Origin of the sequence: Duganella vulcania (assembly GCF_009857655.1) — a bacterium.
Lineage (GTDB): Bacteria > Pseudomonadota > Gammaproteobacteria > Burkholderiales > Burkholderiaceae_D > Rugamonas > Rugamonas vulcania.
On the sequence record NZ_WWCX01000093.1, the window covers coordinates 1 to 25,545 of the forward strand.

At 65.1% G+C, this 25,545-nt stretch carries 25 protein-coding genes and 1 pseudogene; 7 read left to right on the forward strand and 19 right to left on the reverse strand.

Features of this window, described 5'->3' with window-relative positions; genetic code table 11:
• The 12 genes from GTP90_RS29110 to leuS form a co-directional block, all read right to left on the reverse strand.
• Positions 1 to 845: flagellin N-terminal helical domain-containing protein (locus GTP90_RS29110; RefSeq protein WP_443093312.1), on the reverse strand; the 845-nt coding region annotated here is incomplete at its 3' end.
• 92 nt (positions 846 to 937) lie between these two features.
• The gene (locus GTP90_RS29115) at positions 938 to 2,533 is read right to left on the reverse strand and encodes an SEL1-like repeat protein (protein WP_161086784.1); all 1,596 of its coding nucleotides are present in this window, start codon (positions 2,531 to 2,533) and stop codon (positions 938 to 940) included.
• A 7-nt stretch (positions 2,534 to 2,540) separates the two neighbouring features.
• Positions 2,541 to 4,811 (reverse strand): putative bifunctional diguanylate cyclase/phosphodiesterase, encoded by a 2,271-nt coding sequence (locus tag GTP90_RS29120; RefSeq protein ID WP_371875144.1) that lies wholly within the window; start codon positions 4,809 to 4,811, stop codon positions 2,541 to 2,543.
• A 4-nt stretch (positions 4,812 to 4,815) separates the two neighbouring features.
• Positions 4,816 to 6,915: an HDOD domain-containing protein gene (locus GTP90_RS29125; protein ID WP_161086785.1), complete on the reverse strand. Its 2,100-nt coding sequence runs from the start codon at positions 6,913 to 6,915 to the stop codon at positions 4,816 to 4,818.
• A gap of 217 nt (positions 6,916 to 7,132) precedes the next feature.
• Positions 7,133 to 8,407, reverse strand: a complete 1,275-nt coding sequence (locus tag GTP90_RS29130) for a multidrug effflux MFS transporter (RefSeq protein ID WP_175048279.1) — start codon at positions 8,405 to 8,407, stop codon at positions 7,133 to 7,135.
• A 50-nt stretch (positions 8,408 to 8,457) separates the two neighbouring features.
• Positions 8,458 to 9,660, reverse strand: coding sequence for a THUMP domain-containing class I SAM-dependent RNA methyltransferase (locus GTP90_RS29135; RefSeq protein ID WP_371875145.1), 1,203 nt, complete (start codon positions 9,658 to 9,660; stop codon positions 8,458 to 8,460).
• A 36-nt stretch (positions 9,661 to 9,696) separates the two neighbouring features.
• Positions 9,697 to 10,299 carry a 2-hydroxychromene-2-carboxylate isomerase gene (locus tag GTP90_RS29140; protein WP_161086786.1) on the reverse strand — a complete coding sequence of 201 codons (603 nt, stop codon included), beginning with the start codon at positions 10,297 to 10,299 and terminating at the stop codon, positions 9,697 to 9,699.
• A 10-nt stretch (positions 10,300 to 10,309) separates the two neighbouring features.
• A complete protein-coding gene (locus GTP90_RS29145) occupies positions 10,310 to 10,726 on the reverse strand; it encodes a CopD family protein (protein WP_161086787.1) in 417 nt (138 codons plus the stop codon).
• 8 nt (positions 10,727 to 10,734) lie between these two features.
• Positions 10,735 to 12,006 carry a glutamate-5-semialdehyde dehydrogenase gene (locus tag GTP90_RS29150; protein ID WP_161086788.1) on the reverse strand — a complete coding sequence of 424 codons (1,272 nt, stop codon included), beginning with the start codon at positions 12,004 to 12,006 and terminating at the stop codon, positions 10,735 to 10,737.
• 122 nt (positions 12,007 to 12,128) lie between these two features.
• Positions 12,129 to 13,145, reverse strand: coding sequence for a DNA polymerase III subunit delta (gene holA / locus GTP90_RS29155; RefSeq protein WP_161086789.1), 1,017 nt, complete (start codon positions 13,143 to 13,145; stop codon positions 12,129 to 12,131).
• A gap of 9 nt (positions 13,146 to 13,154) precedes the next feature.
• Positions 13,155 to 13,748: an LPS-assembly lipoprotein LptE gene (locus GTP90_RS29160; RefSeq protein ID WP_161086790.1), complete on the reverse strand. Its 594-nt coding sequence runs from the start codon at positions 13,746 to 13,748 to the stop codon at positions 13,155 to 13,157.
• A 12-nt stretch (positions 13,749 to 13,760) separates the two neighbouring features.
• Positions 13,761 to 16,388 carry a leucine--tRNA ligase gene (leuS, locus tag GTP90_RS29165; protein WP_161086791.1) on the reverse strand — a complete coding sequence of 876 codons (2,628 nt, stop codon included), beginning with the start codon at positions 16,386 to 16,388 and terminating at the stop codon, positions 13,761 to 13,763.
• Between the two features lie 175 nt (positions 16,389 to 16,563).
• On the opposite strand from leuS, the gene GTP90_RS29170 reads away from it, so the two are divergent.
• The 5 genes from GTP90_RS29170 to map all read left to right on the forward strand — a co-directional run bounded on the left by GTP90_RS29170 (position 16,564) and on the right by map (position 19,723).
• Positions 16,564 to 17,430, forward strand: coding sequence for an SDH family Clp fold serine proteinase (locus GTP90_RS29170; RefSeq protein WP_161086792.1), 867 nt, complete (start codon positions 16,564 to 16,566; stop codon positions 17,428 to 17,430).
• Complete coding sequence (locus tag GTP90_RS29175; RefSeq protein ID WP_161086793.1) at positions 17,405 to 17,602, forward strand: hypothetical protein; 198 nt, start codon at positions 17,405 to 17,407, stop codon at positions 17,600 to 17,602. Before GTP90_RS29170 ends, GTP90_RS29175 begins: the two co-directional genes overlap by 26 nt.
• Positions 17,603 to 17,652: 50 nt before the next feature.
• On the forward strand, positions 17,653 to 18,405 hold the full coding sequence (locus GTP90_RS29180; protein ID WP_161086794.1) for a helix-turn-helix domain-containing protein: 753 nt from the start codon (positions 17,653 to 17,655) through the stop codon (positions 18,403 to 18,405).
• A gap of 72 nt (positions 18,406 to 18,477) precedes the next feature.
• Positions 18,478 to 18,843, forward strand: coding sequence for a VOC family protein (locus GTP90_RS29185; protein WP_161086795.1), 366 nt, complete (start codon positions 18,478 to 18,480; stop codon positions 18,841 to 18,843).
• 46 nt (positions 18,844 to 18,889) lie between these two features.
• Entirely contained in the window at positions 18,890 to 19,723 is an 834-nt protein-coding gene (gene map, locus GTP90_RS29190; RefSeq protein WP_161086796.1) for a type I methionyl aminopeptidase, read from the forward strand.
• Here the strand turns inward: map and GTP90_RS29195 are convergent.
• Genes GTP90_RS29195 through GTP90_RS29215 form a run of 5 tightly spaced genes read right to left on the reverse strand, consistent with a single transcriptional unit; the run spans position 19,710 to position 22,621 of the window.
• Complete coding sequence (locus tag GTP90_RS29195) at positions 19,710 to 20,036, reverse strand: barstar family protein (RefSeq protein WP_161086797.1); 327 nt, start codon at positions 20,034 to 20,036, stop codon at positions 19,710 to 19,712. The genes map and GTP90_RS29195 overlap by 14 nt on opposite strands.
• Complete coding sequence (locus GTP90_RS29200) at positions 20,036 to 20,461, reverse strand: ExbD/TolR family protein (protein WP_161086798.1); 426 nt, start codon at positions 20,459 to 20,461, stop codon at positions 20,036 to 20,038. Before GTP90_RS29200 ends, GTP90_RS29195 begins: the two co-directional genes overlap by 1 nt.
• A gap of 9 nt (positions 20,462 to 20,470) precedes the next feature.
• Positions 20,471 to 21,148 carry a MotA/TolQ/ExbB proton channel family protein gene (locus GTP90_RS29205; RefSeq protein ID WP_161086799.1) on the reverse strand — a complete coding sequence of 226 codons (678 nt, stop codon included), beginning with the start codon at positions 21,146 to 21,148 and terminating at the stop codon, positions 20,471 to 20,473.
• Positions 21,148 to 21,954: a 4-hydroxy-tetrahydrodipicolinate reductase gene (gene dapB, locus GTP90_RS29210; protein WP_161086800.1), complete on the reverse strand. Its 807-nt coding sequence runs from the start codon at positions 21,952 to 21,954 to the stop codon at positions 21,148 to 21,150. The genes GTP90_RS29205 and dapB overlap by 1 nt, the downstream gene beginning before the upstream one ends.
• 16 nt (positions 21,955 to 21,970) lie before the next feature.
• A complete protein-coding gene (locus GTP90_RS29215; protein ID WP_161086801.1) occupies positions 21,971 to 22,621 on the reverse strand; it encodes an outer membrane protein assembly factor BamE in 651 nt (216 codons plus the stop codon).
• A gap of 266 nt (positions 22,622 to 22,887) precedes the next feature.
• Here GTP90_RS29215 and fur point away from each other — a divergent pair, with 266 nt between their 5' ends.
• Entirely contained in the window at positions 22,888 to 23,316 is a 429-nt protein-coding gene (gene fur / locus GTP90_RS29220; RefSeq protein ID WP_161086802.1) for a ferric iron uptake transcriptional regulator, read from the forward strand.
• 15 nt (positions 23,317 to 23,331) lie between these two features.
• Here the strand turns inward: fur and hrcA are convergent, their stop codons facing one another.
• Together hrcA and GTP90_RS29230 are read right to left on the reverse strand one after the other, a co-directional pair.
• Positions 23,332 to 24,348: a heat-inducible transcriptional repressor HrcA gene (gene hrcA, locus GTP90_RS29225; RefSeq protein WP_175048280.1), complete on the reverse strand. Its 1,017-nt coding sequence runs from the start codon at positions 24,346 to 24,348 to the stop codon at positions 23,332 to 23,334.
• A gap of 68 nt (positions 24,349 to 24,416) precedes the next feature.
• Entirely contained in the window at positions 24,417 to 25,118 is a 702-nt protein-coding gene (locus GTP90_RS29230) for an HAD family hydrolase (RefSeq protein WP_161086804.1), read from the reverse strand.
• 95 nt (positions 25,119 to 25,213) lie between these two features.
• On the opposite strand from GTP90_RS29230, the pseudogene GTP90_RS29235 reads away from it, so the two are divergent.
• A pseudogene (locus GTP90_RS29235) lies at positions 25,214 to 25,545 on the forward strand (hypothetical protein); the annotation flags it as partial.

A 25,545-nucleotide genomic window follows, 5' to 3' on the forward strand; every position in this document is an offset into this window, starting at 1 on the left:
ATCGCGCCGGCGGCGTTGGCCGCGCGGACCGCGGCGGTGGCGCCGGCGATGGCGCCGATGCTCACGCCGTTGATGGAAAAGCTGCCGCCCGCCAGCGCGCCGGTGGCGCCGACATCGCCCGACAAGGTGTTGCTGGCGCTGGCCGTCACGTTGCGCACGTTGGCCGCGTTGATGGCGGCCGCCACCGCGAAGGCGCTGCCCGCGTTCTGCCCCGGCAGCGCGCCGGCCGAAGACGCGCCCACCGGCGCGCCATTGATGACGACATCGCCATACCCGATCGCCCCCAGCACCGCCGTGCCGGTCGCAGTGGACTGCTGTGGCGCGATGTTGACCAGCTGCTTGCCGTACCCCGCCGGCACCAGCGCCGCCGGAATCGACAGCGCCAGCGTCTGGTCCGCCCCGGCGCCGATCTGCAACTGCTGCGAGAACGACCCGTCCAGCAGGCCGAGGTTGTTGTAGCGGGCGCCGGCCACGATGTCCACGTTGGACGCCGCCAGCGCCGTCACCTCGCCCTGGATGGCCGCGCGGTCGTTCTGGCTGTTGGTGTCGTTGGCGGCCTGCACCGCCAGCTCGCGCATGCGCTGGAAATTATTGAGCAGCTGGCCGGCCGCGCCATCCGCCACCTGCAGTAGCGAAATGCCATCGTTGATGTTTTGCCTGGCCTTGTTCAAGCCGTTGATGCCCGAAGTCATGCGCTCGCTGATGGCCAGGCCGGCCGCGTCGTCGCGCGCCGAGTTGATGCGCTGGCCGCTGGAGAGTTTTTGCAGACGCACAGCCATGTCCTCGCCCGCCAGCGCATAGCTGCGCTGGACGTTCAGGGCGGAGAGGTTGGTGTTGATCTGCATGCCGATGGCTTCCGGGCCGCCACGGAGTGACGGATGTCGTTTAACTTACGGCAATAATCGGCGGTACTTGAGCCGCCGGGCGGCAAAAGACCTCAGCCCGGCGACAGCTCCAGCCGCTCGCGGGCCTGCGCCAGCTGGGCGCTGTCCATGCGGGCTGCGGCGTTTTTCAGGTAGCGGCCGGCGGCGGCGTAGCCGTTGCGCTCGGCCATCGCCAGCCAGGTCCAGGCCTGCGCGATATCGGCGCGCACGCCCTGGCCGACCATGAACATCAAGCCCAGGTTGAACTGCGCGCGCGCGTGGCCCTGGCCGGCGGCCTTCAGGTACCAGTGGTGCGCCTGCGCGTAATCCTGCGCCAGGCCCTGGCCGTTATCGTAGCGCAGGCCCAGCGCGAACTGCGCCAGCGCATGGCCCTGCTCCGCCGCCTTGGCGTACCAGGCGTTGGCCTGCGCGCAATCGGGCTGCGGGCCGTCGTCCTTGTCGAACAACAGGCCGAGGTTGTACTGGGCCGCCGCATAATCCTGCTCGGCGGCGCGGCGGTACCAGGCCATGGCCTTGCGGTCGTCCTGCGGCACGCCACGCCCCGTCTCGTAGCGCAGGCCCAGGTCGAACTGCGCGCGCAGGTGGCCCTGGTCGGCCGCCTTGCGGTACCAGAAGATCGCCTCCTGGTGATCCTGCACCACGCCGTGGCCGGCGTCGTACAGCAGGCCCAGATGGTATTGCGCGCCCGGGAAGCCCTGCTCGGCCGCCTTGCGGTACCAGAACTGCGCCTGCTCGTAATCCTGCGGCACGCCCTGGCCGTGATCGTAGCGCAGCCCCAGGTTGTTCTGCGCCGCCGCGTGGCCCTGCTCGGCCGCCTTGCGGTACCAGTCCATCGCCTTCTGCTCGTCGCGCGGCACGCCCTGGCCGTTATCGTAGATCAGGCCCAGGTTGAACTGCGAGCTGGCGTGGTCCTGCTCCGCCGCGCGGCGATACCACAGGATGGCCTTCTGGCTGTCCTGCGCGATGCCGTCGCCCTTGTCGAAGCGCAGCGCCAGGTTGAACTGCGCCGGCGCGTAGCCCTGGTCGGCCGCCTTGCGGTACCAGGACATCGCCTGGCCCACGTCCTGCGGCACGCCCTGGCCGTTGTCGTAGCGCAGGCCGAGGTTGAACTGCGCGCGCGGATAGCCCTGCTCCGCCGCCTTGCGGTACCACGCGATGGCCTGCTTGAAGTCCTGCGGCACGCCCTTGCCGGTGTCGTACATCATGCCGAGATTATTTTGCGCGCCGGCGTCGCCCTGGTCGGCCGCCTTGCTGAACCAGTACATGGCCTTCTGCGTGTCGGCGTCGATGCCCTGGCCCTTGGCGTACAGCCAGCCCAGGTTGTACTGCGCGGCGGCGTAGCCCTGCTCCGCGGCCAACTGGTACCACGCGGCCGCCTCCTGGTAATTCTGCTCGACGCCCTGGCCCTTCTGGTACATCACGCCCAGGTTGTACTGCGCGTGTTCGAGGCCGGACTGCGCGGCCTGGCGATACCAGACCACGGCCAGCTCATAGCTCTGCGCCACGCCCTGGCCATTGAAGTACATGAAGCCCAGGCTGTGCTGGGCGTTGGCGACGCCGCGTTCGGCCAATCCCTTGACGCGTAAGAACTCGGCTGTGTACTTGCTGCCGTTATCTGCGCCGGCTTCGTTGGGACTGTATTTCGTCATACTCTGTTCAAGCTTGGATCGCGATCATCGCCGGTTGGGGGTCTGCGTGGGTGACGGCGTGCAGCGCGTGCGCCGAAGGCATGGCGGTCAGGCGGCCCTGCTCCTGCAGCACGTCCATGAAGCTGGTCAGCGAAATCGGGCGGTGGTACAGGTAGCCCTGCATCGTGGTGCAGCCGTTGGCCTGCAGGTAGCGCGCCTGCACGTCGGTCTCCACGCCCTCGGCCACCAGGTGCAGGCCCAGGCCGCGCGCGATGGAGATGATCGCCAGGATCACCGGGTAGTGGCCGTTCTCGTCGTGGATCTCCTTGACGAAGGACTGGTCGATCTTGATCGTGTGGATGGGGAAGCGGTGCAGGTACGACAGCGACGAATAGCCGGTGCCGAAATCGTCGATCGCCACCGACACGCCCAGCTGGCACAATTTGTTCAGCTGCTCGATCGCGTACTGCGGATTGCGGATGCAGATGTTCTCGGTGATCTCCACCTCGATCTGCGCCGGCGAAATGCCGTAGCGCGTGAGCGCACCGCGCATCTTCTCGAAGAAGTCGCCGCGGTCCAGGTATTGCGGCGACAGGTTCAGCGACAGGCGGATCGCCTCACCGCCGGCCGCGTTCCACTGCAGCAGGTCGCGGCACAGCGCGCCCAGCATCCAGTCGGAGATCGGCAGCATCAGGCCATTCTCTTCGGCGAACGGCAGGAACTCGCCGGCCGACAGCAACCCGCGCTGCGGATGGTTCCAGCGCATCAGGCCCTCGGCGCCGATGATGCGGCCGGTGGCCACGTCGACCTGCGGCTGGTAGTACATTTCCAGCTCGTTCAGCTCCAGCGCCTTGCGCAGGCTCTGCTCCAGCGCGATCTTCTGGTGCGACACGTCCAGCATCGAGTTGTGATAGAAGCTGTGGCCGTTCTTGCCCAGCGCCTTGACCTGGTACATGGCGATGTCCGCGTGGCGCAGCAGCTCGTCGATGGTCTCGCCGTCGCCCGGATAGATGGCGATGCCGATCGAGGCCGAGATGTGCACCTCATGGCCATCGAGGTCGAACGGCTTGTGCAGGCTTTCCAGGAATTTGTCGGCGATGGACTTGGCGTCCTGGCGGTCGCGCAGCTCCGGCAGCACGATGGTGAATTCGTCGCCGCCCTGGCGCGCCAGCGTGTCGCCGCGGCGCAAACAGTCCTTGAGGCGCGTGGCCACCTGCTGCAGCAGCTCGTCGCCCTTGACGTGGCCCAGCGTGTCGTTGACCAGCTTGAAGCGATCGAGGTCGATGAACATCACCGCCAACTCGGTCAGCTTGCGCTTGGCCTGGATCACGGCCAGGCCCAGGCGGTCCTTGAACAGCATGCGGTTCGGCAGGTCGGTCAGGATGTCGTGGTAGGCCTGGTAGGAGATCACTTCCTCGGCGCGCTTGCGGTCGGTGATGTCGCGCGCCACGCCGTAGGTGCCGAAGAACTCGTGCTTCTTCACCTCGTGGTCCGGGATGTGCATGCCGATCGCGTTGAGCGAAATCGTCATCAGCGTGTTGTTGAAGGTGCGCTCGATGCCGCTGCCGGTGTTGCACTTGAGGCGCAGCTCGACGTTGCGCGAGGCGCGTTCGTCGACGCGGCGCTCGTTGAAGGCGTAGCGCGCGCGCTCCTGGTCCTCGTCGTGCACCAGCACCGAGTAGTGGCGGCCGATCAGCTCTTCGCGGGTAAAGCCCAGCAGCTGCTGCGCGCGGTCGTTCACGAAGGTGAACTTGCCCTCGTGGTTCAGGGTGTAGATGATGTCCGGCGAGCTGTCCACCAGGTAGCGGTACATCTTCTCGGAGTTTTCCAGCTTGGAGGCGATGCGCTCGTTGTCGATGGCCAGGCGGCGCTTCTGCAGCGCGTTCTCCACCGTCTTGAGCAGCTCCTCGCGGCTGTAGGGCTTGCGCAGGTAGTCGTAGGCGCCGCGCTTCAAGGCGCCGATGGCCGCCTCGATGCCGACATCGCCGCTCATGACGATGACGTCGCCGTCGATCTCCTTGGCGTTGATGAAGTCCATGATCTCGTGGCCGCTCATGTCGGGCAGGCGCAGGTCGAGCAGGATCAGGTCGAACTTCAACCGGGTCAGCTGCGCCAGCGCTTCGCTGCCGCAGGTCGCGGTGACCAGATGGTAGTCGCGGTCGCGCAGCAGTTCGTACAGGGATGACAGCAGGCGCGGCTCGTCGTCTACGAGCAGGATGCGCGGGCAGTTGTCGGGAAGGGCGACGGGGGCGTGGTCGTCCGTAGCAGCGGTTAGGCTGGCTGGGTTCAGGTTCATCATGGCCTTAAACGGAATCCATCACCCGCGTTTGCACGCCGGCGACTTGACTGGTGCTGCCACGCGCGGGCAGCAGGATTTCAAAGGTGGTACCCGTTTTACCGGAACGGCAGGTGATCAGTCCCTGCATTTTTTTCACCAGGCTGTGGACGATGGACAGGCCCAGGCCATGGTGCGCGCCTTCCTTGGTGCTGCGCACTGCGGAGAACAGATTGGCCAGCACCTCGGCCGACAGGCCAGGGCCGGTGTCGCTGACCACCAGTTCCAGGTAAAGCTTGCGTTCGCGGTTGACGTGGCCGCGATTCGAGATTTCGATCTTGCCGCCGTCGGCCAGTGCCTCCACGGCGTTTTTAATCAGGTTGACCAGGATCTGCTTGAGCAGGTCGGCGTCGCCGTCGATTTCGGCCGGCTCCTCCTGCATGCGCACCACGATCTGCACCGAGGCCGGCACGAAGTCGGTGGCGCGGAACAGGCGCAGCACGTCGTCCACCACGCGGCCGACGTCGGTCACGCGCGAGGTCTCGGTCGGCTGCAGGTCGGCCAGGCCGTTGATCAGTTGTCCGACGCGGTCGATCTCCTCGTTCAGGATGGACATCTCGCCCACCACCGGCTCGCGCTTGGCCAGCTTGCCGTCCAGGACCGACAGGTAGTTCTTGATGATCGACAGCGGGTTGTTCACCTCGTGCACCACGCGGCGCGAGGCTTCGCGATATTCTTCCGCCACGTGGGCGATCTGGCGCTTGGTGTGGCCACGCTCGCTGATCGCCGTTTCCAGCGCGGCGGCGGCCTGGGTGCCGAACGATTGCAGGAAGCGCTCGCGCTTCTGGAAGCCGGCCATCTGCCACGCCGGCGCACCGCCGATCAACACGCCCAGGCAGCGCTGGTTGGCCACCAGCGGCACGCACACCATGGCCTCGCTGCCGAGGAGGCGGAACAGCTGTTCCTCGGCCACGCTCAGGGCCTGCTGCGGATTGCCGTCGCGGCTGACGAAGGCCAGCTTGCGTTCCAGCGCCGCATCGGCCACCACGCCGCCCTTGTTGAGCGGGATGACCAGTTCGGCCAGGCGTTGCTGCTGGTCGCCGGCGGCGGCGCCGTGCAGCGCGTGGCCGGTCGGATTCTCCAGCAGCACCACGGCGTTTTCAAAATCGAACAGGATGCGCGCCGAGCGCGTCATCGCCTCCAGCAGGCCGGACTCGCCCTGCTGGCGCGCGAAGGTCTGGCCCATCTCGGACACCAGCACCATGTTGCGCACTTCCTCGGACAGCCGCTGCTGCACCGGATCGACCGGCGGCGGCGCGTAGGCGGACGGCGTCGGCACGTCGTCGGCGCCGGCCAAGTCGATGCCCAGGTAGGCGGCCGACTTCTCCACCTGCCGCGCGGCGTTGTTGACGATCTGCTCCAGCGCCTCGGCATCGAGGCTGCACAGGTGGCCGGCTTCCTCGATGGCCTGCTGCTGGTCCTCGTGGAAGCACAGCAGGTGCGCCAGGCGCACCATGCGGATCAAGGGATGGGCCGACTCCAGGCGCGAAACCGGCTCGTGGTGATACAGCACGCTGTCGGCCAGGAAGGAATCGAGGTGCCAGCGCTCGATCAGCCAGGCGCCCGCCTCCGAGTGGGTGATCTGCAGCGTGCGCTGCTCGACCGCGCACAGGTCCTCGTCGTCGCGCGCCATGAAGTTGAAGGCGTACTCCTTGGGCGCGGTGGCCAGCAGCGCCAGGCGGCCGACGTTGTGCAGCAGGCCGGCCAGGTAGGCTTCCTCGGCGTGCGGGTATTCCATCCGCTTGGCGATGTCGCGGGCGATGACGGCGGTGGTCAGGGAACCTTTCCAGAAGCCGCGCAAATCGGTGCTGCTCGAATGCGGGAAGCTGTTAAAGGTCTGGAACACGGATTCGCTGATGACCAGCGTCTTGATCATGTCGGTGCCCAGCGACACCAGCGACTGCTCCAGGCCGACCACGCGCGCGTTGCGGTGATAGGCCGAGCTGTTGGCGACGGTGAGGATCTTGCTGGTCATCGCCGCATCCTTGGCGATCAGCGCGGCCAGCTCCGGCATGCCGGCGTCGTCGGCCTGCAAGTGCTCAATCAACTTAATGAGTATCTGCGGCATTGCCGGCAGACGGGCAATCAGCAGGCGATTGCGAATATCATGGTCAGGTTGATGCATCGTATCAAGCGTTGTTTGGGCCGGTCGTTGTGCAAGAATCGGGAGCAATAATCAGGAGCAATAATTGCTGCCGAAAAGTTATACTAACATAAAGTCTTGTAGTAACTTAACAGCAAGTAAGATTTCTTTCTAAACTAAGTCAATTTCCTGCCGTAAATAATTACCGACCCGGATGGCGTAGAAGCATGCTCCGGTAATAGCGCGACGTCAACCACAAAACGAGAGCAGAGGCACTAAATGCCATCTGTCCCGCGGCTAACCAGAGCGCGGAGTGTGATAGGAAAGGGGCGATCACCCCCGCCACCACCGCCCCGAGCAGGGTGGTGGCGAACGATTGGCAGGACGCCACCGTGCCGCGGATGTGCGGGAACAGGTCCAACGCCAGCAAGGTGGCCGCCGGCGCCACCACCGACATGCCGAAGGTGTAGAAGAAGATCGGCGCCACCGACCATGGCAGAGCGGGCGGCTGGAACAGGTGGTAGCAAACGTTAAATGCCGACGCGGCCACCAGGAAACAGAATCCGATGCCGATCTGTCGCGAAAACGCCATCTTGCCGGCGATCCGGTTGGCCGCCAGCGCGCCGAGGAAAATCCCGCTCACCGACGGAATGAACAGCCAGCCGAACTGCGAGGCGCCCAGTCCCAGGTGCTGCGGCAGGAACACCGGCGCCGAAGAAATGTACAAAAACAGGCCGGCGAAATTGAGCGCCACCACGCCGGACTTGAGGTGGAACAGGGGCGAGCGCAGGATCTCGGTGTAGTTCCGCAGCAGGAAGCGCGGATTGAAGGGATGGCGCTTTTCCTTCGGCAGCGTCTCCGGCAGCTTGCGGTAGCAGTAGATGAACAGCAGCACGCTGTAGGCCAGCAGCGCCAGGAAGATCGCCCGCCAGTCGAACAGCGTGACCACCCAGCCGCCCAGGATCGGCGCGATGGCCGGCGCGATCGAGAAGATCATCGTCACCATCGACAGCAGGCGCGCGGCGGCGGCGTCCTCGTACAGGTCGCGGATGATGGCGCGCCCCACCACCACCCCGGCGCCGGACGACACGCCCTGCAGGATGCGGAACACCCACAGGTAATGCACGGTGTGCGCGGCGGCGCAGCCCAGCGTGCCGACCGCGAACATCGCCAGCGACACCAGGATCACGTTGCGGCGGCCGAACGCGTCCGACAGCGCGCCGTGCCACAGCACCATGGCGGCGAAGGACAGCATGTAGAACGTCAGGCTTTGCTGGACCTCGATCGGCGTGGCGTTCAGCGTGGACTGGATGTTGGGGAAGGCCGGCAGGTAGGCGTCGATGGAGAAAGGCCCCAGCATCGACAGCGCCGCCAGCACGGCGGCCAGCGCGCCGGCGCCGAGGACTTTCATGTGCGGCGGCTCGGGCGCCTCCGCGACGGGATCGGGGGGAAGATTGACGGGAGGTGTGGTGAACATGCGGTGCTTTCCGGCTGGGGCGCCGCGCCGGAAAGCGCGGCGCGTACTGCTTAGACTTCTTTCGGCTTGGCCGCTTCGCGGCGGTTGAAACCGGCCACCATATCGAAACGGAACAGACGGCATTCCAGCGCGCCGTTGAAGAATGGCGTCTTGCGCGATTCCTTCAGGCGCAGCAGCTTGGGCAGGCCCAGGTCCGCCGTGAACAGGAACACCGTCCAGCCGGCGAAGCGCTGCTTGAGGGTGGTCGACAGCGCCGAGTAGAAGCTGGTCGCCAGTTCGTCCTCCGGCAGCGAGCTGTCGCCGCGCACGCCGATACGCTCGCCGTACGGAGGATTGGTCAGCAGGATGCCCGGCTGCTCGGTCGGCGCCTTCACTTCCTGCGCCTCGATCTGCTTGAGCGGCACGTCGAACATGATGCCGGCGCACTTCAGGTTATGGCGTGTCATCGCCACCATGTCGCCCGAGATGTCGGAGCCGAAGATGGTCGGCGATGCCGGCAGCGGATTGGCCTTGATCGAATTCTTCATCTCGTTCCACGGCGCCGGATCGAAGTCGTTGAAGGCCTCGAAGGCAAAGCGGCGGCGCGCGCCCGGCGGAATGCCCTGCACCATCTGCGCCGCTTCGCACAGGATGGTGCCGGAGCCGCACATCGGGTCGAACAGCGGCATGCCCGGCTTCCAGCCCGACACGCGCAGCAGGCCGGCGGCCAGGTTCTCGCGCAGCGGCGCGTCGCCCGTCTCTTCACGCCAGCCGCGCTTGAACAGCGCCTCGCCGGAGGTGTCGAGGTAGATGATGAACTGGCGCGCGTCGAGGAAGCCGACGATGCGCATGTCCGGTTCCTTGGTGTTGACCGAGGGACGCTTGTTGAACTGGTCGCGGAAGCGGTCGCAGATCGCGTCCTTGATTTTCAGCGTGGTGAACTCCAGGCTTTTCAGCGGGGACTTCACGGCGGTGACGTCGACGCGGATGGTGTGGTCGTAGGTGAACCAGTCTTCCCACGGCTGCGCCAGCACCAGGTCGTAGATGTCGTTCTCGTTCTGGTAGCCGGTGACGGCCATGCGCATCAGCACACGCGACGCGATGCGCGAGTGCAGGTTGATGCGGTAGGAATCCAGCAGGTCGCCCGAGCAGTGCACGCCGCCCGGGACCTGGTTGTGCACCTTCATGGTGGTGCTCAGTTGGGCGATCTCGCCCAGTTCTTCGGCCAGCGCCGCTTCCATGCCGCGCGGGCATGGGCAAAAATAGGATGCCATAGGTGTACCTTTTGTCCGTTAATAAACTAAAACTGCTTACTTCTGCATTGCCCGTTCCAGGAAGTCCAGGCGGTCCTGGCCCCAGAAACTCTCTCCATCCAGCACATACCACGGCGAGCCGAACACGCTGGCCGCCGTTGCGTCTTCCGTATTGCGGTCGTACTCGGCCTGCACGCTGGCCGTTTCCGCCGACTTGATCAATGCCTTGCCATCGAGGCCAAGGCTGGCGGCGATCTGGACCAGCGTGTCCTCGTCGCCGATATTCTTTTCTTCGGCCCACAGGCCGCGCATCACCGCCTGCGACAGCGACAGCGCCACGTCCACGCCATGCGTCAGGCGCGCGGCGATCAGCATGCGGTTGGCCAGCTCCGGCGACACCGGGAAAAACTTCGGCTGCACGTTCATCGGAATGCCGAGGAACTCCGACCAGCGCGTCAGCTCGAGCAGGCGATAGGCCTGGCGCTGCGGCGCGCGCTTGGCCAGCGGCAGGCCGCCGGACACGCCGAACACCTTGCCCAGGTCGACCGGGCGCATATCGATTTGCACGCCGTGCTGGCGCGCCATGGCGACGAAGCGCTCATGGCCCAGGTAAGTCCACGGCGAATGGGCGGCGAAAAAATACTGGCAGACTTTACTCATGACACTCCGATCAGAAGGGTTTGACCACAACCAGCAGCACTATCGCCAGCAGCATAAACACCGGCAGCTCATTGAACACGCGGAACCACTTGTGGCTGCGCGTGTTGACGCCCTTCTCGAACTTCTTGAGGATGGGGCCACAGGCGTGGTGATAACCGATCACCAGCACCACGAAGAACAGCTTGGCGTGCAACCAGTGCGGCATCTGCGCGCCGTACTGCATCCACACCAGGATAGCGCCGAACACCACCGCGAACACCGACAGCCACATCGAAAAACGATACAGCTTGCGCGCCATGACCAGCAGGCGCGCGGTGGTGGCCTTGTCGTTCTCCATCGCCAGGTTGACGAAGATGCGCGGCAGGTAGAACACGCCCGACATCCAGCAAATCACGAAGAAAATGTGCAGCGCTTTAATCCAGAGCATACGTCTCCTTATTGACGGATTTCGCCGTGACCGAACACGACGTACTTCAGCGAAGTCAAACCTTCCAGCCCCACCGGGCCGCGCGCGTGCAGCTTGTCGTTGGAGATGCCGATCTCCGCGCCCAGGCCGTACTCGAAACCGTCGGCGAAGCGCGTCGAGGCGTTGATCATCACCGACGCCGAATCGACTTCGCGCAGGAAGCGCATCGCGTCCGTGTAGTCTTCCGTGACGATCGCCTCGGTGTGCTTGGACGAGTAATGGTTGATGTGCTCCATCGCCTCGTCGATGCCGTCGACGATCTTCACCGACAGGATCGCGGCCAGGTATTCGGTCGACCAGTCTTCCTCGACGGCGGCCACCAAGTGCGGATAGCCTGCGGCGGACAGGATCGCCATCGCCTCGGGATCGGCGCGCAGCTCGACCTGCTTGGTCGCGTACAGCTTGGCCAGTTCCGGCAGCACGGCGGGCGCGATGGCGCGCGCCACCAGCAGCGTCTCCATGGTGTTGCAGGTGCCGTAGCGGTGGCACTTGGCGTTGAACGCGATGTCCAGCGCCTTCTTCATGTCGGCCTTGGCGTCGATGTAGACGTGGCAGATGCCGTCCAGGTGCTTAATCATCGGCACCGTCGCCTCTTCGATCAGGCGCGCGATCAGGCTCTTGCCGCCGCGCGGCACGATCACGTCCACGTACTGCGGCATGGTGATCAGCGCGCCGACGGCGGCGCGGTCGGTGGTGTCGACCACCTGCACGCCGTCCTCCGGCAGGCCGGCGCCCAGCAGGCCTTCCTTGACCAGTTTCGCCAGCGCGCGGTTGCAGTGGATCGCTTCCGAGCCGCCGCGCAGGATGGTGGCGTTGCCGCTCTTGATGCACAGGCCCGCCGCGTCCACCGTCACGTTGGGACGGGATTCGTAGATGATGCCGATCACGCCCAGCGGCACGCGCATCTGGCCGACCTGGATGCCGGTCGGGCGGAACTTCAGGCCCGAGATTTCGCCGATCGGATCGGGCAGCGCGACGATCTGGCGCAAGCCTTCCACCATCGTCGCGATGGCCTTGTCGGACAGCGCCAGGCGATCCAGCATGGCCGGCGCCAGGCCGTTGGCGGCCGCCGCGTCCATGTCCAGCTGATTGGCGGCGCGCAGTTGGGCGGCGTCGCGCTCGATCGCGTCGGCGATCAGCGTCAGCGCGCGGTTGCGGGTGGCGCTGTCGGCGCGGGCCATGGCGCGCGATGCCTTGCGCGCCTGCTGGCCCAGTTGTTCCATGTAGTGCTTGATATCCATCGGTATCCCTCAGTTCTTTAGAAACTGGCTCAAAATGCTCGCAGCTAGGCGTGGCGCCGAAGACAGTGCGTTAGCACGGCGAGGCGCCACAACGACGCTGCGGGCATTTTTAGCCAGTTTCTCTAGCCGCGTGCGACTTTCAACGCCAATTGCAGCATCGCGTCCCACGCGTCGCCGGCGTGCGCTTTGGCGCGCAAGCCCTTGATCATCTTGTCGACCTGCGCCGCGTCCTTCATCGCCGCTTCCAGTACCGGCAGCGAGATGCGGCGCAGCGCCGGCTCCATCATGCGTTCCTTCGGTCCCCAGATACGATACTCCTTGAGCAGCGCACCCAGCGGACGGCCCTGCGCCATGCCCGCCTTCAGCTTGAGCAGCGTGCGGATTTCCTCCGACACGGCCCACAGCACCAGCGGCAGCGCCTCGCCCTCGCCCTTCAAGCCTTCCAGCATGCGCACCAGACGCGCCGGATCGCCCGACAGCATCGCTTCACTGAGCTTGAACACGTCGTAACGCGCCACGTTCAGCACCGCTTCGTGCACCTGCTCGTAGGTCAGCTTGCCTGGCTCGTGCAGCAAGGCCAACTTCTGTATCTCCTGATGGGCCGCAAGCAGATTGCCTTCAACGCGATCGGCGATGAAATCGATGCTCTGTCTATCCGCGCTTTGCCCTTGTGCGGCAAGGCGCTGGCCTATCCAATTGGGTAACTGCGCCCGTTCAATCTGGGCGATGTCTATATACACCGCCGCCTGCTGCAGGCTGGCGACCCACGCCGCCTTCTGCGTCTGCCAATCCAGCTTGGGCAGGGTTATCAGGGTCAGATTGTCCGGGCTTAAATCCTTCACATAATTCTGCAGCGCCGCGCCGCCGTCCTTGCCAGGCTTGCCGGTCGGGATGCGCAGCTCGATCAGCTTCTTGTCACCGAACAGCGACAGCGCCTGGTTGGACGCCAGCAGCTCGCCCCACTTGAAGCTGCGCTCCACGGTCAGCACGTCGCGCTCGGAATAGCCTTGCGCGCGCGCCGCCTTGCGGATCTTGTCGGCGGCTTCCAGCGCCAGCAGATGCTCGTCGCTGGTGATCACGTACAGCTGGGACAACGATTTCGTCAAATGGCCGTCCAGCGCTTCTAACCGCAATTGCATCGCGCGCCCTTACTGGATAGGCACGGCGGGCACGGACGGCGTCGGCAACGCCGGCGGCGGCAGCGACACCTGCTGCGGCTTGATGGCCGCGATACGGCGCATCATCTGCTGCACCAGGTCCGTCTGCATGTCCTTGTACAGCAGCGCTTCCTCCTGCTCCTTCGCCAGCAACTGGGTTTCGTTGAAGTCGATGGGGCGGGTCAGCAGGATCTGCGTGCGGCCCAGCAGCTCCTTGCCCTGTTTATCCAGGACGCGGAACACGATGTTATACGACAGCAGGTACTGGCTCACGCGGCCATTGCGGTTCAGCGTCAGGATGGTTTTGGTGCGGGTCTTCTCGGGGTCGGACAGCACCTCGATCACGCCATCCGCATCCTTGGCCGCGTTGACGACGGTGGTGCCGCCGTTGGCGCGGATGTTGCGCTTCAAATCGATGGCCAACGGCGACGCTTCCGGCAGTCCGACATACATCGTCGGGAACGGCAGCGTGTAGTGGCCGCCGTCGCCGCGCAGATGGAAGCCGCAGGCCGACACGGTCAGCGCCACGGCCAGCACCGCGGCAGCCAGCCGGCCGCGCCGGAACAACTCGGAAGTAGTCAGCATGTTCGGACCCAGTTAAACCACGATGTTGATCAATTTGCCCGGCACCACGATGACCTTCTTCGGCGTGCCTTCGATGAACTTCTGCACCGCCTCGTTGGCCAATGCCGCCGCCTCGATGCTCGCCTTGTCGGCGGTCTTGGCCACGACCACGCTGCCACGCAGCTTGCCGTTCACCTGGATCATCATCTCGATCTCGGACTGCTCCAGCGCTGCCGGATCGACCTGCGGCCACTGCACGTTCAGGATGTCGCCGTGCGCCTTGGCGTAGCCCAGTTCTTCCCACAGCACGTGGGTGATGTGCGGAGCGACTGGGTTCAGCAGGCGCAGGAAGATCGAATAGCCTTCGGACAGCGACGCGGCATCCGCGTCCTTGGCTGATTCCAGCGTGTTGAGCATCTTCATGCAGGCCGATACCACGGTGTTGTACTGGATGCGCTTGATGTCGTAGTCCGCCTGCTGCAGCACCTTGTGCAGTTCGCGGCGCAGGGTCTTGCCGGCGTCGGTGGTGGCGGTCGCGGTCAGCGGCGCGCCGATGGCGGCGATGGCGTCACGCTGCGCGTAGCCGAAGCCCCATACGCGGCGCAGGAAGCGGTTGGCGCCTTCAACGCCGCTGCCCGACCATTCCAACGTCTGTTCCGGCGGCGAGGCGAACATCGTGAACAAGCGCGCGGTGTCGGCGCCGTATTGTTCGATCTGCGCTTGCGGATCGATACCGTTGTTCTTCGACTTCGACATCTTCTCGGTGCCGCCGATGTTCACCGGCTGGCCGTCGGCCTTCGAGACCGCGCCTTGCGGGCGGCCCTTGTCGTCCAGCGTCAGATCGACGTCGGCCGGGTTGAACCAGGTCTTCTTGCCGGCGGCGTCTTCGCGGTAGTAGGTCTCGTTGAGCACCATGCCCTGCGTGAGCAGGTTGACGAACGGCTCGTCAAACTTGACCAAGCCGAAGTCGCGCATGATCTTGGTCCAGAAGCGCGCGTACAGCAAGTGCATGACGGCGTGCTCGATGCCGCCGATGTACTGGTCCATCGGCATCCAGTAGTCATTGCGCTCGTCGACCATCTTGTCCGAACCCGGCGAGGTATAGCGCATGTAGTACCACGACGAATCGACGAAGGTATCCATCGTATCGGTCTCGCGGCGCGCGGGCTTGCCGCACTGCGGGCAGTCGCACTTGAGGAAGGCCTCGTATTTGTTCAGCGGATTGCCGGTACCATCGGGTACGCAGTCTTCCGGCAGCACCACCGGCAGGTCCTTCTCAGGCACCGGCACCACGCCGCAATCGCCGCAGTGGATCATCGGAATCGGCGTGCCCCAGTAGCGCTGGCGCGAGATGCCCCAGTCGCGCAGGCGGAAGGTGATCTTCTTCTCGCCCAGGCCCTTGGCTGCCATGTCGGCGGCCACCGCGTCCACGGCTTCCGCGTAGCGCAGGCCGTCGTACTTGCCCGAGTTGGTGACGATGGAGACGTCCTTGTCGCCGTACCATTCCTGCCATGCGTCGGTGGAGAACTCCTTGCCCTCGGCCTTGATGACCTGCTTGATCGGCAGGTTGTATTTTTTGGCGAAGGCGAAATCGCGCTCGTCGTGCGCAGGCACGCCCATGACGGCGCCGTCGCCGTAGGTGATCAGCACGTAGTTGCCGACCCAGACTTCAACCTGCTCGCCGGTCAGCGGATGGGTGACGAACAAGCCGGTCGGCATGCCCTTCTTCTCCATGGTCGCCATGTCGGCTTCGATCACGGAGCCCAGCTTGCACTCGGCGTTGAACGCCGCCAGTTCGGGATTGGTCTGCGCGGCGTGGATCGCCAGCGGGTGCTCGGCCGCCACGGCGCAGAAGGTCACGCCCATCACGGTGTCCGGACGGGTGGTGAAGACGTACATCTTGCCGTCCTGGATCAGCTGACCGTCGGCGCCCTTGATCTGGTGCGGGAAGGCGAAGCGCACGCCGGTCGACTTGCCGATCCAGTTGGTCTGCATGGTGCGCACGCGCTCAGGCCAGCCTGGCAGCTTGTCGTCGACGTAAGCCAGCAGCTCATCGGCGTAATCGGTGATGCGGGCGTAGTACATCGGGATCTCGCGCTTTTCGATCAGCGCGCCGGAACGCCAGCCGCGGCCGTCGACCACCTGCTCGTTGGCCAGCACGGTCTGGTCGATCGGGTCCCAGTTCACGGTACCGGTTTTTTTGTAGATGATGCCTTTTTCCAGCATCTTCAGGAACATCCACTGGTTCCACTTGTAGTATTCCGGCTTGCACGCGGTCATCTCGCGCGACCAGTCGATCGCCAGGCCCATCGACTCCATCTGCTCGCGCATGTGGGCGATGTTGGAGTAGGTCCACTGTGCGGGCGGCACGTTGTTGGCCATTGCCGCGTTTTCCGCCGGCATGCCGAACGCATCCCAGCCCATCGGCATGAGCACGTTGTAGCCGTTCATGCGCAGGTAGCGGTACATCACATCGTTGATCGTATAGTTGCGGACGTGGCCCATGTGCAGCTTGCCCGATGGATAAGGCAGCATCGAGCAGGCGTAATACTTCCCTTTCGGGAAACGCGGGTCGTGTTCGACGGCCTTGTAGGCGTCGATGGCTTTCCAGTGCGATTGAGCGGCTTTTTCTACGTCAGCGGGACTATATTTATCTTGCATGATGGTGTGCGGCCAATAAGTGTATATGAACCGGACATTATACCGGTTCAGGGGCCGGAATGAGCGGCCGGGCTCGGCGCGACGGCGTTCGATTGAGGCTGGACAGTACGGCGGCGCGCAGCTGGGGCTAAATAGCAGGGTTGGGATTATCAAAAAAGCCACTCTTGGGCCTGCCATGTCCGACGATTTCCCTGCCGCCATCGACGCCCTGCGCCGCGCCCAGCCTGGGCGGGACTTCCTGCTGATCAGCGCCAGCATCTCCCGCAAACTGCACCGCGAGCTGTCAGCACTGATCGCCGGCGGCAAGCTGCACGCCAGGTGCACCGTCTTCCTCTGCACCATGGGCGGTGATTCCGACGCGGGCTTCCGTATCGGCAGAAGCCTGCAGCAGCACTACGAGCATATCCGGCTAGCGGTTCCCTCCTATTGCAAAAGCGCCGGGACGCTGATCGCCATCGGCGCGCATGAACTGGCAATGGGCGACCTTGGAGAGCTCGGGCCGCTGGACCTGCAAATCATGAAGCCATCGGAACTGCATGAAATGGGTTCGGTACAAGACGTGATGCAGGCGCTCGACGCGGTGGAGTACCACACCCGCGAGGCGTTCATCAAGAACCTGCTCGGCATCCGGAAGCATGGCCGCCTGTCGACCAAACTCGCCGGCAAGCTTGCCGCAAGAGTGACCCAAGGCATCGCCGCGCCGCTTTATTCGCAGATGGACCCGCTGCGAATCGGCGAGATACAGCGTGCAACACGCATTGTCGCGGAATACGGAAAACGGCTAAACGATGTTTGCAACTCGCTTAAAAGCGGAGCGCTTGAGCGCCTGGCGAGCACGTACCCTTCTCATCGCTTTGTCATCGACCGGCAGGAAGCGGAGGAACTTTTTTCCCAAGTCCACTGTCTCACGCAGGAAGAACTGACAATCAGCCAGATACTCGAAGCATGGTTTGTTGAGCCACTAGAACTGGCGCCGGTTTTTTTGAACGCGGGTTTGGATACCACAGGAGAAAATCATGAAAGTCAGAATTGGCGTCTCTGAGCTCGTTACACGCCAGGAGAGCTTTCAACGCGCAAGAAGAATGATGGAGTTGCAGATGAGGCAGGCAAGCAAGACGTCAGAAATGATTCAAAGAGCATGGGCCGAGACTGGTTTCCTGGTGGAGGAGAGCGAACGCCCCTATGATGACATCGACCATCCCGATCCCTTCTGAACAGGCTTGAGACGGGCCTGTCGGGGACTGGCGCATGGCATACTGCGCGGATGTACTATCGCGAATATCCTCCCCATCCGGCGCTGGCCGCGCACGTCGAGTGCATGTGGGCCGCCCGCGCGCCCGGCGGTGCGCATACGCATCGGGTGTTGCCGGATAATTGTGTCGATATTCTTTGGCAGGATGGCGGCCAGCCTGGCTTTGCGGTCGGCATGATGAGCAGCGCCATCCTGGTCGCCAGCGGCGGGCCGCTGCGGACAGTGGCGGTGCGCTTCAAGCCCGGCGCGGCGGGCGCCTTCCTGGCCGCGCCACTGCATGCGCTGACCGATCAGCGCGCCGATATCGACCAGCTTTGGGGCCGCGGCGATGCCGAACGGCTGGCCGATGCGCTGTGGACCTGCGAGCTGTCCGACCGCGAGCGCATCGCCGTCATCGAGCATCAATTGCTGCTGCGTCTGCGAGCGGCCGAGCCGGCGGGCGATGCGGGCGCGCGCTTGATCCAGCGCGCCTTGGCGGCGCTGGAGGCCAGCGACGGCGCGCTGCGCATCGAGCAGCTGGCGGACCAGCTTGCCGTGTCGCGCCAGCACCTGGCGGCGCTGTTCCGCGCGCGGGTCGGGCTGTCGCCCAAGCTGTATGCGCGCATCTGCCGCTTCCGCCGGGCCGCCGCCGCGCTCAGGGCCTCGCCGGGGCCGGACTGGGCGCAACTCGCGCTCGATTGCGGCTATTTCGACCAGTCTCACCTGATCCACGATTTCCAGGAATTCGCCGGCAGCGCGCCGGAGCGCTTCCTGCTGGGCGCCTAGCTTCCATTTTTACAATCCCGCCCGCTGCCGATGTGCCAAGATGGCGTTTTCAACATCTCAGTGGAGACAAGCATGATCAAGGGATTACGCACCGTGGCCTATCCGGTGGCCGACCTGGCGGCCGCCAAGGCCTGGTACAGCAAGGTGTTCGATACGGCGCCCTACTTCGACCAGCCGTTCTACGTCGGCTTCAACGTCGGCGGCTTCGAACTGGGCCTGATCCCGGACGCCAAGCCTGCCTTGGCCGGCAGCATGGTCTACTGGGGCGTGGACGACATCGCCGCCGAAGCCGAGCGCATCGTCGCGCTGGGCGCCACCGTGCACGGGGCGATCCAGGACGTCGGCGATAGCATCAAGACGGTGGAACTGGCCGATCCGTTCGGCAATCTGCTTTGTCTGATCGACAACCCTCATTTCGATTTGGCAGCGGTACGCTAGCGGATGTGGCAGTATACGCGCCTCCGAAAATGAAAGAGGTCGCACCATGTCCCGCCGTAACGCCAATCTGATCAAGTCGCCCGAGCAAATCGTCCAGGCGCGCGTCGCCGCCCAGCTGGCGGCCGACGTGCTGACCATGATCACGCCGCACGTCAAGGCCGGCGTCAGCACCGGCTACCTCGACAAGTTGTGCAACGACTACATCGTCAACGTGCAGCAGGCCATTCCCGCCAACGTGGGCTACGGCGGCTTCCCGGCCACCGTGTGCAGCTCGGTCAACCACGTGGTGTGCCATGGCATTCCGAAGGACGACCACATCCTCAAGGATGGCGACATCATCAACCTCGACGTCGCCGTCATCAAGGATGGCTGGCACGGCGACACCAGCCGCATGTACTACGTCGGCGAGCCGTCCAAGGCCACCCGCAAGCTGGTCGAGACCACCTACGCGGCGATGTGGGCCGGCATCCGCGCGGTCAAGCCGCGCGCGACGCTGGGCGATGTCGGCTTCGCGATCCAGACCGTGGCCGAGAAGGCCGGCTACAGCGTGGTGCTGGATTACTGCGGCCACGGCATCGGCATGGTCTACCACGACGAGCCGCAGGTGGCGCACTATGGCCGGCCGGGCCAGGGCGTGGTGCTGAAGGCGGGCATGCTGTTCACGATCGAGCCGATGATCAATGCCGGCAAGGCGGCGACCAAGGAATTGAACGACGGCTGGACCGTCGAGACGCGCGACAAATCGCTGTCGGCGCAATGGGAGCACATGGTGCTGGTGACCGAGACCGGCTTCGAGGTGCTGACCTTGGCCCCGGGCGAGACCGGCGCCAAGTCGCAGATCCCGAACGCGGTGCCGGCCGGCGTGGTCAGCGCAGCGTAAGTTTGAGGGCCGGCTTCTCGCCGTAGTCTTCGTAGCGCTCGTTGATGCCGGCCACGCAGTAAGTCACTTCTTCCAGGATGTCGGGCACGGCGGCCTTCATGGCCTCGGCGTTGGTGATGACGATGTCCAGCACCTCGTTCGGCTTGAGGCGAAACTTGCTCATGCCGTCCTCGTCGCGCAGGTAGCTCAGGCAATCGACCCAGGCGTCCATGGTGTTGCCGTAGGTGTCGGGGAAGCCCAGCGCGGCCTTGCAGGCGGCGTGGAAGCTGGCGAAATCGGTGATCGCCGCGCCGTTCAGTTCTGCGGTTGCCATTATTTTTTCTCTTTCCGGGGATCCGTGACGAATCCCAGTTTCGTTAATCCATGCGACTGCGCGGCGGCCATCACCTGCGCCACCACTTCGTAGCGGGTGTCCTTGTCGGCGCGCAGTTGCAGCTCCGGCTGCGGCTCCAGCTTGGCCGCGTCGACCAGGCGCGCCTCGAGCACGCTGAGCTCGACCGGGTCGTTGTTCCAGAAGATCTTGCCGGCGCCGTCGATCGACAGCGTGACCGTGGCCGCCTGCTGCGGATTGGCCTGGGCCTGTGCCTTCGGCAGGTCCAGCTTGACGGCGTTGGTGAACATCGGCGCGCTGAGGATGAAGATCACCAGCAGCACCAGCATCACGTCCACCATCGGCGTGACGTTGATATCGGCCATCGGCCCCGGATTGCGGTGGTGGTTGAATGCACCAAAACTCATGCGTCCTCCTTACTTGGCCGCACGCTCGCCCGTGGTCAGGTAGGCGTGCAGGTCGTGCGCGAAGGCGTCCAGCTCGGCCAGGGTAAGCCGGTTGACGCGGTTGAAGCCGTTATACGCCAGCACCGCCGGGATGGCCACCGTCAGGCCGATGGCGGTCATGATCAGCGCCTCGCCCACCGGGCCGGCCACTTTGTCGATCTGCACCGTGCCGCTGGCCGACACATTGGCCAGCGCGTGGTAGATGCCCCACACCGTGCCCAGCAGCCCGACAAACGGCGCGGTGGCGCCGATCGAGGCCAGCAGGGTCAGGCCGCCCTCAAGGCGGTTGGTGGAATTCTGGATCGCCACGCGCAGCACGCGCGTGACTTGCGCGGCGTGGCCCATCTCGCCGCCCAGCGACACGCGGCCACCGGTCTTGAGCTGCGCCGCGCCTTGCTGCGCCAGCGGCAGGAACACTTGCTCAGGATCGGCCAGCGTCAGCGCGGCCACGCCGTCCTGCATCGACGGCGCCTCCCAGAACGCCTGCACGGCCGGCGCGCTGCGGCGGATGCGCAGCGCGGCGTAGGCCTTGGACAAAATGAAGAACCAGCTCACCAGCGACATCGCCAGCAACACCAGCGCCACGATGTGGCTGATGGTGTCGCCCTGTTCCCAGTAGCCGGCCAGGGTGAAGTGGTTGGGCGTCATCAGTTCAGCGCCAGCACGTCGTTCATGCCGTACAGGCCGGTGGCCTTGTCGGCCAGGAAGCGGCAGGCGCGCAGCGAGCCGTGCGCGTAGGTCACGCGGCTGCTGGACTTGTGGCTGATCTCGATGCGCTCGCCGGTGCCGGCAAACAGCACGGTGTGGTCGCCAACGATGTCGCCGCCACGGATGGTGGCGAAGCCGATCGACGACGGATCGCGCTCGCCGGTCACGCCCTCGCGCGCGTAGACCGCGCAATCCTTGAGGTCGCGGCCCAGCGCGTCGGCCAGCACTTCGCCCATCTTCAGCGCGGTGCCGGACGGGGCGTCGACCTTGTGGCGGTGGTGGGCTTCGATCACTTCGATGTCGTAGCCGACCGCCAGCGCCTTGGCCGCCTGCTGCAGCAGCTTGAGCGTGACGTTGACGCCGACGCTGAAGTTGGGCGACATCACGATGGCGGTCTTCTTGGCCGCTTCGGCAATCGCCGCCTTGCCCGCTTCGTCGAAGCCGGTGGTGCCGATGATCATCTTGATGCCGTGCTCGGCGCAGTACGCCAGGTGGGCCAGCGTGCCCTCGGGGCGGGTGAAGTCGATCAGGAACTGCGCGCCGGCCAGGCCCTTGGCCAGGTCCGACTCCACCAGCACGCCGGCCGGCTTGCCGAGGAAGGCGGCGGCGTCGCTGCCGATGTTGGCCGAGCCCGCGCGGTCCAGCGCGCCGGACAGGCGGGCGTCCGGCGCGTCGAGCACGGCTTCGATCAGGATGCGGCCCATGCGGCCGCCGGCGCCGGCGATGGCGATGTTCAGGTCTGTCATGCGTCTGTCCTCGTGCTTATTTCTTGTCGTTGCTCACCGTGACGCCGACCGGCGCGGCGGCCGAATTGTCGGTGCCGGCCGGGATCGGCGAAGTGTTGCCCACCGGACGCGCGTCCGGCGTGTTCAGGTCCTTCTTGACCTTGGGCGCCGGGCCGGCGATGCGGGCGATGTAGTCTTTTTCGGTCGGCAGGTTGCCGCCTTCCCAGCGCGCCACCTTGCCGTCCTTGTCGAAGAACACGATCACGCGGCTGGTGGTGATTTCGCCGTTGCCCTTGGCCATGCGGAACGCGTAGTCCCAGCGGTCGGCGTGGAACGGGTCGGCCAGCAGCGCGGTGCCGAAGATGAAGCGCACCTGCTCGCGCGTCATGCCGGTCTTCAGTTGCGACAGCATCTCTTCGGAGACGAAGTTGCCCTGCTGGATGTCCGGACGGTACGGCGAGAAGAACCACATGAACTTCTGCAGCTTGGTGATGGTGGTGGTCTGCGCGCCCTTGCTGGCGTCGAGCGTGGTGCCGGTTTCCTTCACGTCGGTCGATTTCTCGCCCAGCGTGGTGTTGGACGCGCAGCCGCCCACGGCCAGCGCGACGCAAACGGCGCCGGCCAGCAGCGGGGCGCGGCGGGTGAAACGGTGCAACAAAGACTGCGATAAAGCCTGGGTGACGCGCATGGTTGTCCTCAATCTGATCGAGCGGAAGTGCCGAAAAACGCTATATCATAAAGCACAAGGTGCGACATGGGGCTGCGCGGGCACTCCGGGAGACCGCATTATCCAGCAAAACGGCAAGTATGTCCTTGTTTTATAAAGATTAATTGTAAAACATTGCAATTGTAAATTTCACGCCGGCGGCGCCGCGCGGCGCGCAGGGTGCGGTGGCAGCCGGAGTGCGTTAAACTGTCGCCTAGCTATCGCCAACCACTAAAAGAGCCGCCATCATGAGCAACAACCCCACCGACCTGAAGGCCAGCGGCCTCAAAGCCACGCTGCCCCGCCTCAAAATCCTGGACATCTTCCAGAACAGCGAAGTGCGCCACCTGACCGCCGAGGATGTCTACAAGATCCTGTTGGCCGACAATATGGACGTGGGCCTGGCGACCGTGTACCGGGTGCTGACCCAGTTCGAACAGGCCGGCCTGCTGAACCGCAATCACTTCGAGACCGGCAAGGCCATCTTTGAATTGAACGAGGGCTCGCACCACGACCATCTGGTGTGCCTGGATTGCGGCCGGGTGGAGGAATTCTTCGACGAGGAAATCGAGACGCGCCAGCAGGTGGTGGCCAAGGAGCGCGGCTTCAAGATCGCCGAGCACGCGCTGGCCATCTACGGCAACTGCACCAAGACCGCCTGCCCGCACCGCCCGTAAAACACGGGGGGCGGCTTAATTGTGGCTGAGCGCGTTCGACAGCAGCTTGGCCGTGATGTCCACAATCGGGATCACCCGCTCGTAGGCCATGCGCGTCGGGCCGATCACGCCCAAGGTGCCGACGATCTTGCCGTTGGCCGTGTACGGCGCGGTCACCACGCTCATCTCGTCCATCGGCACCAGGCTTGATTCGCCGCCGATGTAGATCTGCACGCCGCTGGCCTTGCTCGACACGTCGAGCAGCTGCATCAGCCCGGTCTTCTGCTCGAACATGTCGAACATCTGCCGCAGCGACGTCATGTTCGACGACAGGTCGCTCACCGACAGCAGGTTGCGCTCGCCCGAGATGACCATGTCGTCCGAACTGTCGGCCATCGCCTCGCTGCCCGCCTCCACCGCCGCCTGCATCAGCCGGCCCATGTCGTCGCGCAGCTGGCGCACCTCGGTCTGCAGCCGCATGTGCACCTCGTCGAAGGCCAGGCCGCCGTAGTTCTGGTTGATGTAGTTGGCCGACTGCACCAGCTGCGCCGGGCTGTAGTCGACATCGGTCAGCAGCAGCCGGTTCTGCACGTCGCCGGTCGGGCCGACGATCACCAGCAAAATGCGCTTTTCCCCCAGCCGCAGGAACTCGATCTGCTGGAACACCGATTCGCGCCGCGGGCTGAGCACCACGCCGGCGAACTGCGACAGCGACGACAGCATCTGCGCCGCGTTGGCGATCATCTTGTGCGGCTGCGGCGCCTGCAGCCGCATGCGCGACTCCACCGCCTGCTCGTCGAGCTGCTGCACGGTGAGCAGCGTGTCGACAAAGATGCGGTAGCCGCGCGGCGTCGGCACCCGGCCGGCCGAGGTGTGGGGACTGGCGACGTAGCCCAGTTCCTCCAAGTCGGCCATGATGTTGCGGATGGTGGCCGGCGACAGGTCCAGTCCGGAGATCTTGGACAGGGCGCGCGAGCCCACCGGCTGGCCGTCCGCGATGTAGCGTTCGACGAGGGCCTTGAGCAAGGTTTGTGCGCGTGTATCGAGTTGCATGTTCATTCACTGATGATATTTCTGCTTATTATGCACGCTCCGCGCCGGACGAGGGCCATGGCGTGGCGTCAATGCTGCATTTGCGCACGAACCCATGCCAGAAGTTCATCAAAACTGGCGCAGGTGGCGTCCGGCGCGATGCCCGCTTCGTGCTGCGCGCCCCGGCGGTTCATCCACACCGCCCGCAGGCCGGCGCCCTGCGCGCCCTGCACGTCCAGCCGCAGGTCGTCGCCGACGTAGACCGCGTCGCGCGGCGCCACGCCCATCGCCTCGCACGCGGCCAAGAAGATGGACGGGTCGGGCTTGGCGCGGCCGAAGCGCGACGAGGCCAGCACAGTATCGAAATGGTGGTGCAGGCCGATGACTTCAAGGTCGGCGTTGCCGTTGGTGATCACACCCAGCCGCAGCATGGCCTGCAGTTCCACCAGCGCGGCCGGCACTTCGCCGAACGGCGTGACGGCGTTGCGCTGCACGTGGAAGTGGCGCATGGCGCCCTCGATGTGGGCGGCGTCGGCGCCGGCCTCGGCGAAGGCCTGCTCCAGCGCCAGGCGGCGCAGCCGGTACAGGTCGACCACCAGCTCGGGCCGCTCTTGCAGCAGCGCGGCGCGGCGCGCGCGCAGCGCCTCGATGGAGTAGCGCCGCGTCACCTCGGGCGCGTGCTCGGCCAGCCAGGCGTGCCAGCTGGTTTCCGCCGCCGCGATCACCGGGCCGATCGGCCAGAGGGTGTCGTCCAGGTCGAACAGCAGGGCGTGGGGGCGGCGTGGCGTCATGGCGTATCAATGAAAATGAAAGATGCGATATTGTCGCACCGATTGCCGCCCGGCGAGGGCGTGGTAAATTACCGGATTGCCCCGTTGGAGATTCCGTGCCCTTGACTAAGCTTGCCGCCCTCGCCACCCTTGTCGCAATCCGCCGCCGCCCGGCGCTGCCGCTGGCCGGCGCCCTGACCGCGTCCGCCCGGAAGACCGCCGCCTTGACGGCCGGAGCCCTCGCGGCCTCCGCCCTGCTGGCCGGCTGCGCCACCGTCGGCCAGCCGCCGGCCTTCACCTCGTTCGTGGTGCTGGGCGAAGGCGGCGCCGCCGTGGCGCGCGTGCTGATCGACGCTCCCGCCTGTCCCGACATCGTGGTCGACGGCCGTCCGCTGCCGATGGCGCTGCGCGCGCCGGCGGCCACGATGTCGGGACAGGCGGGAGCGTC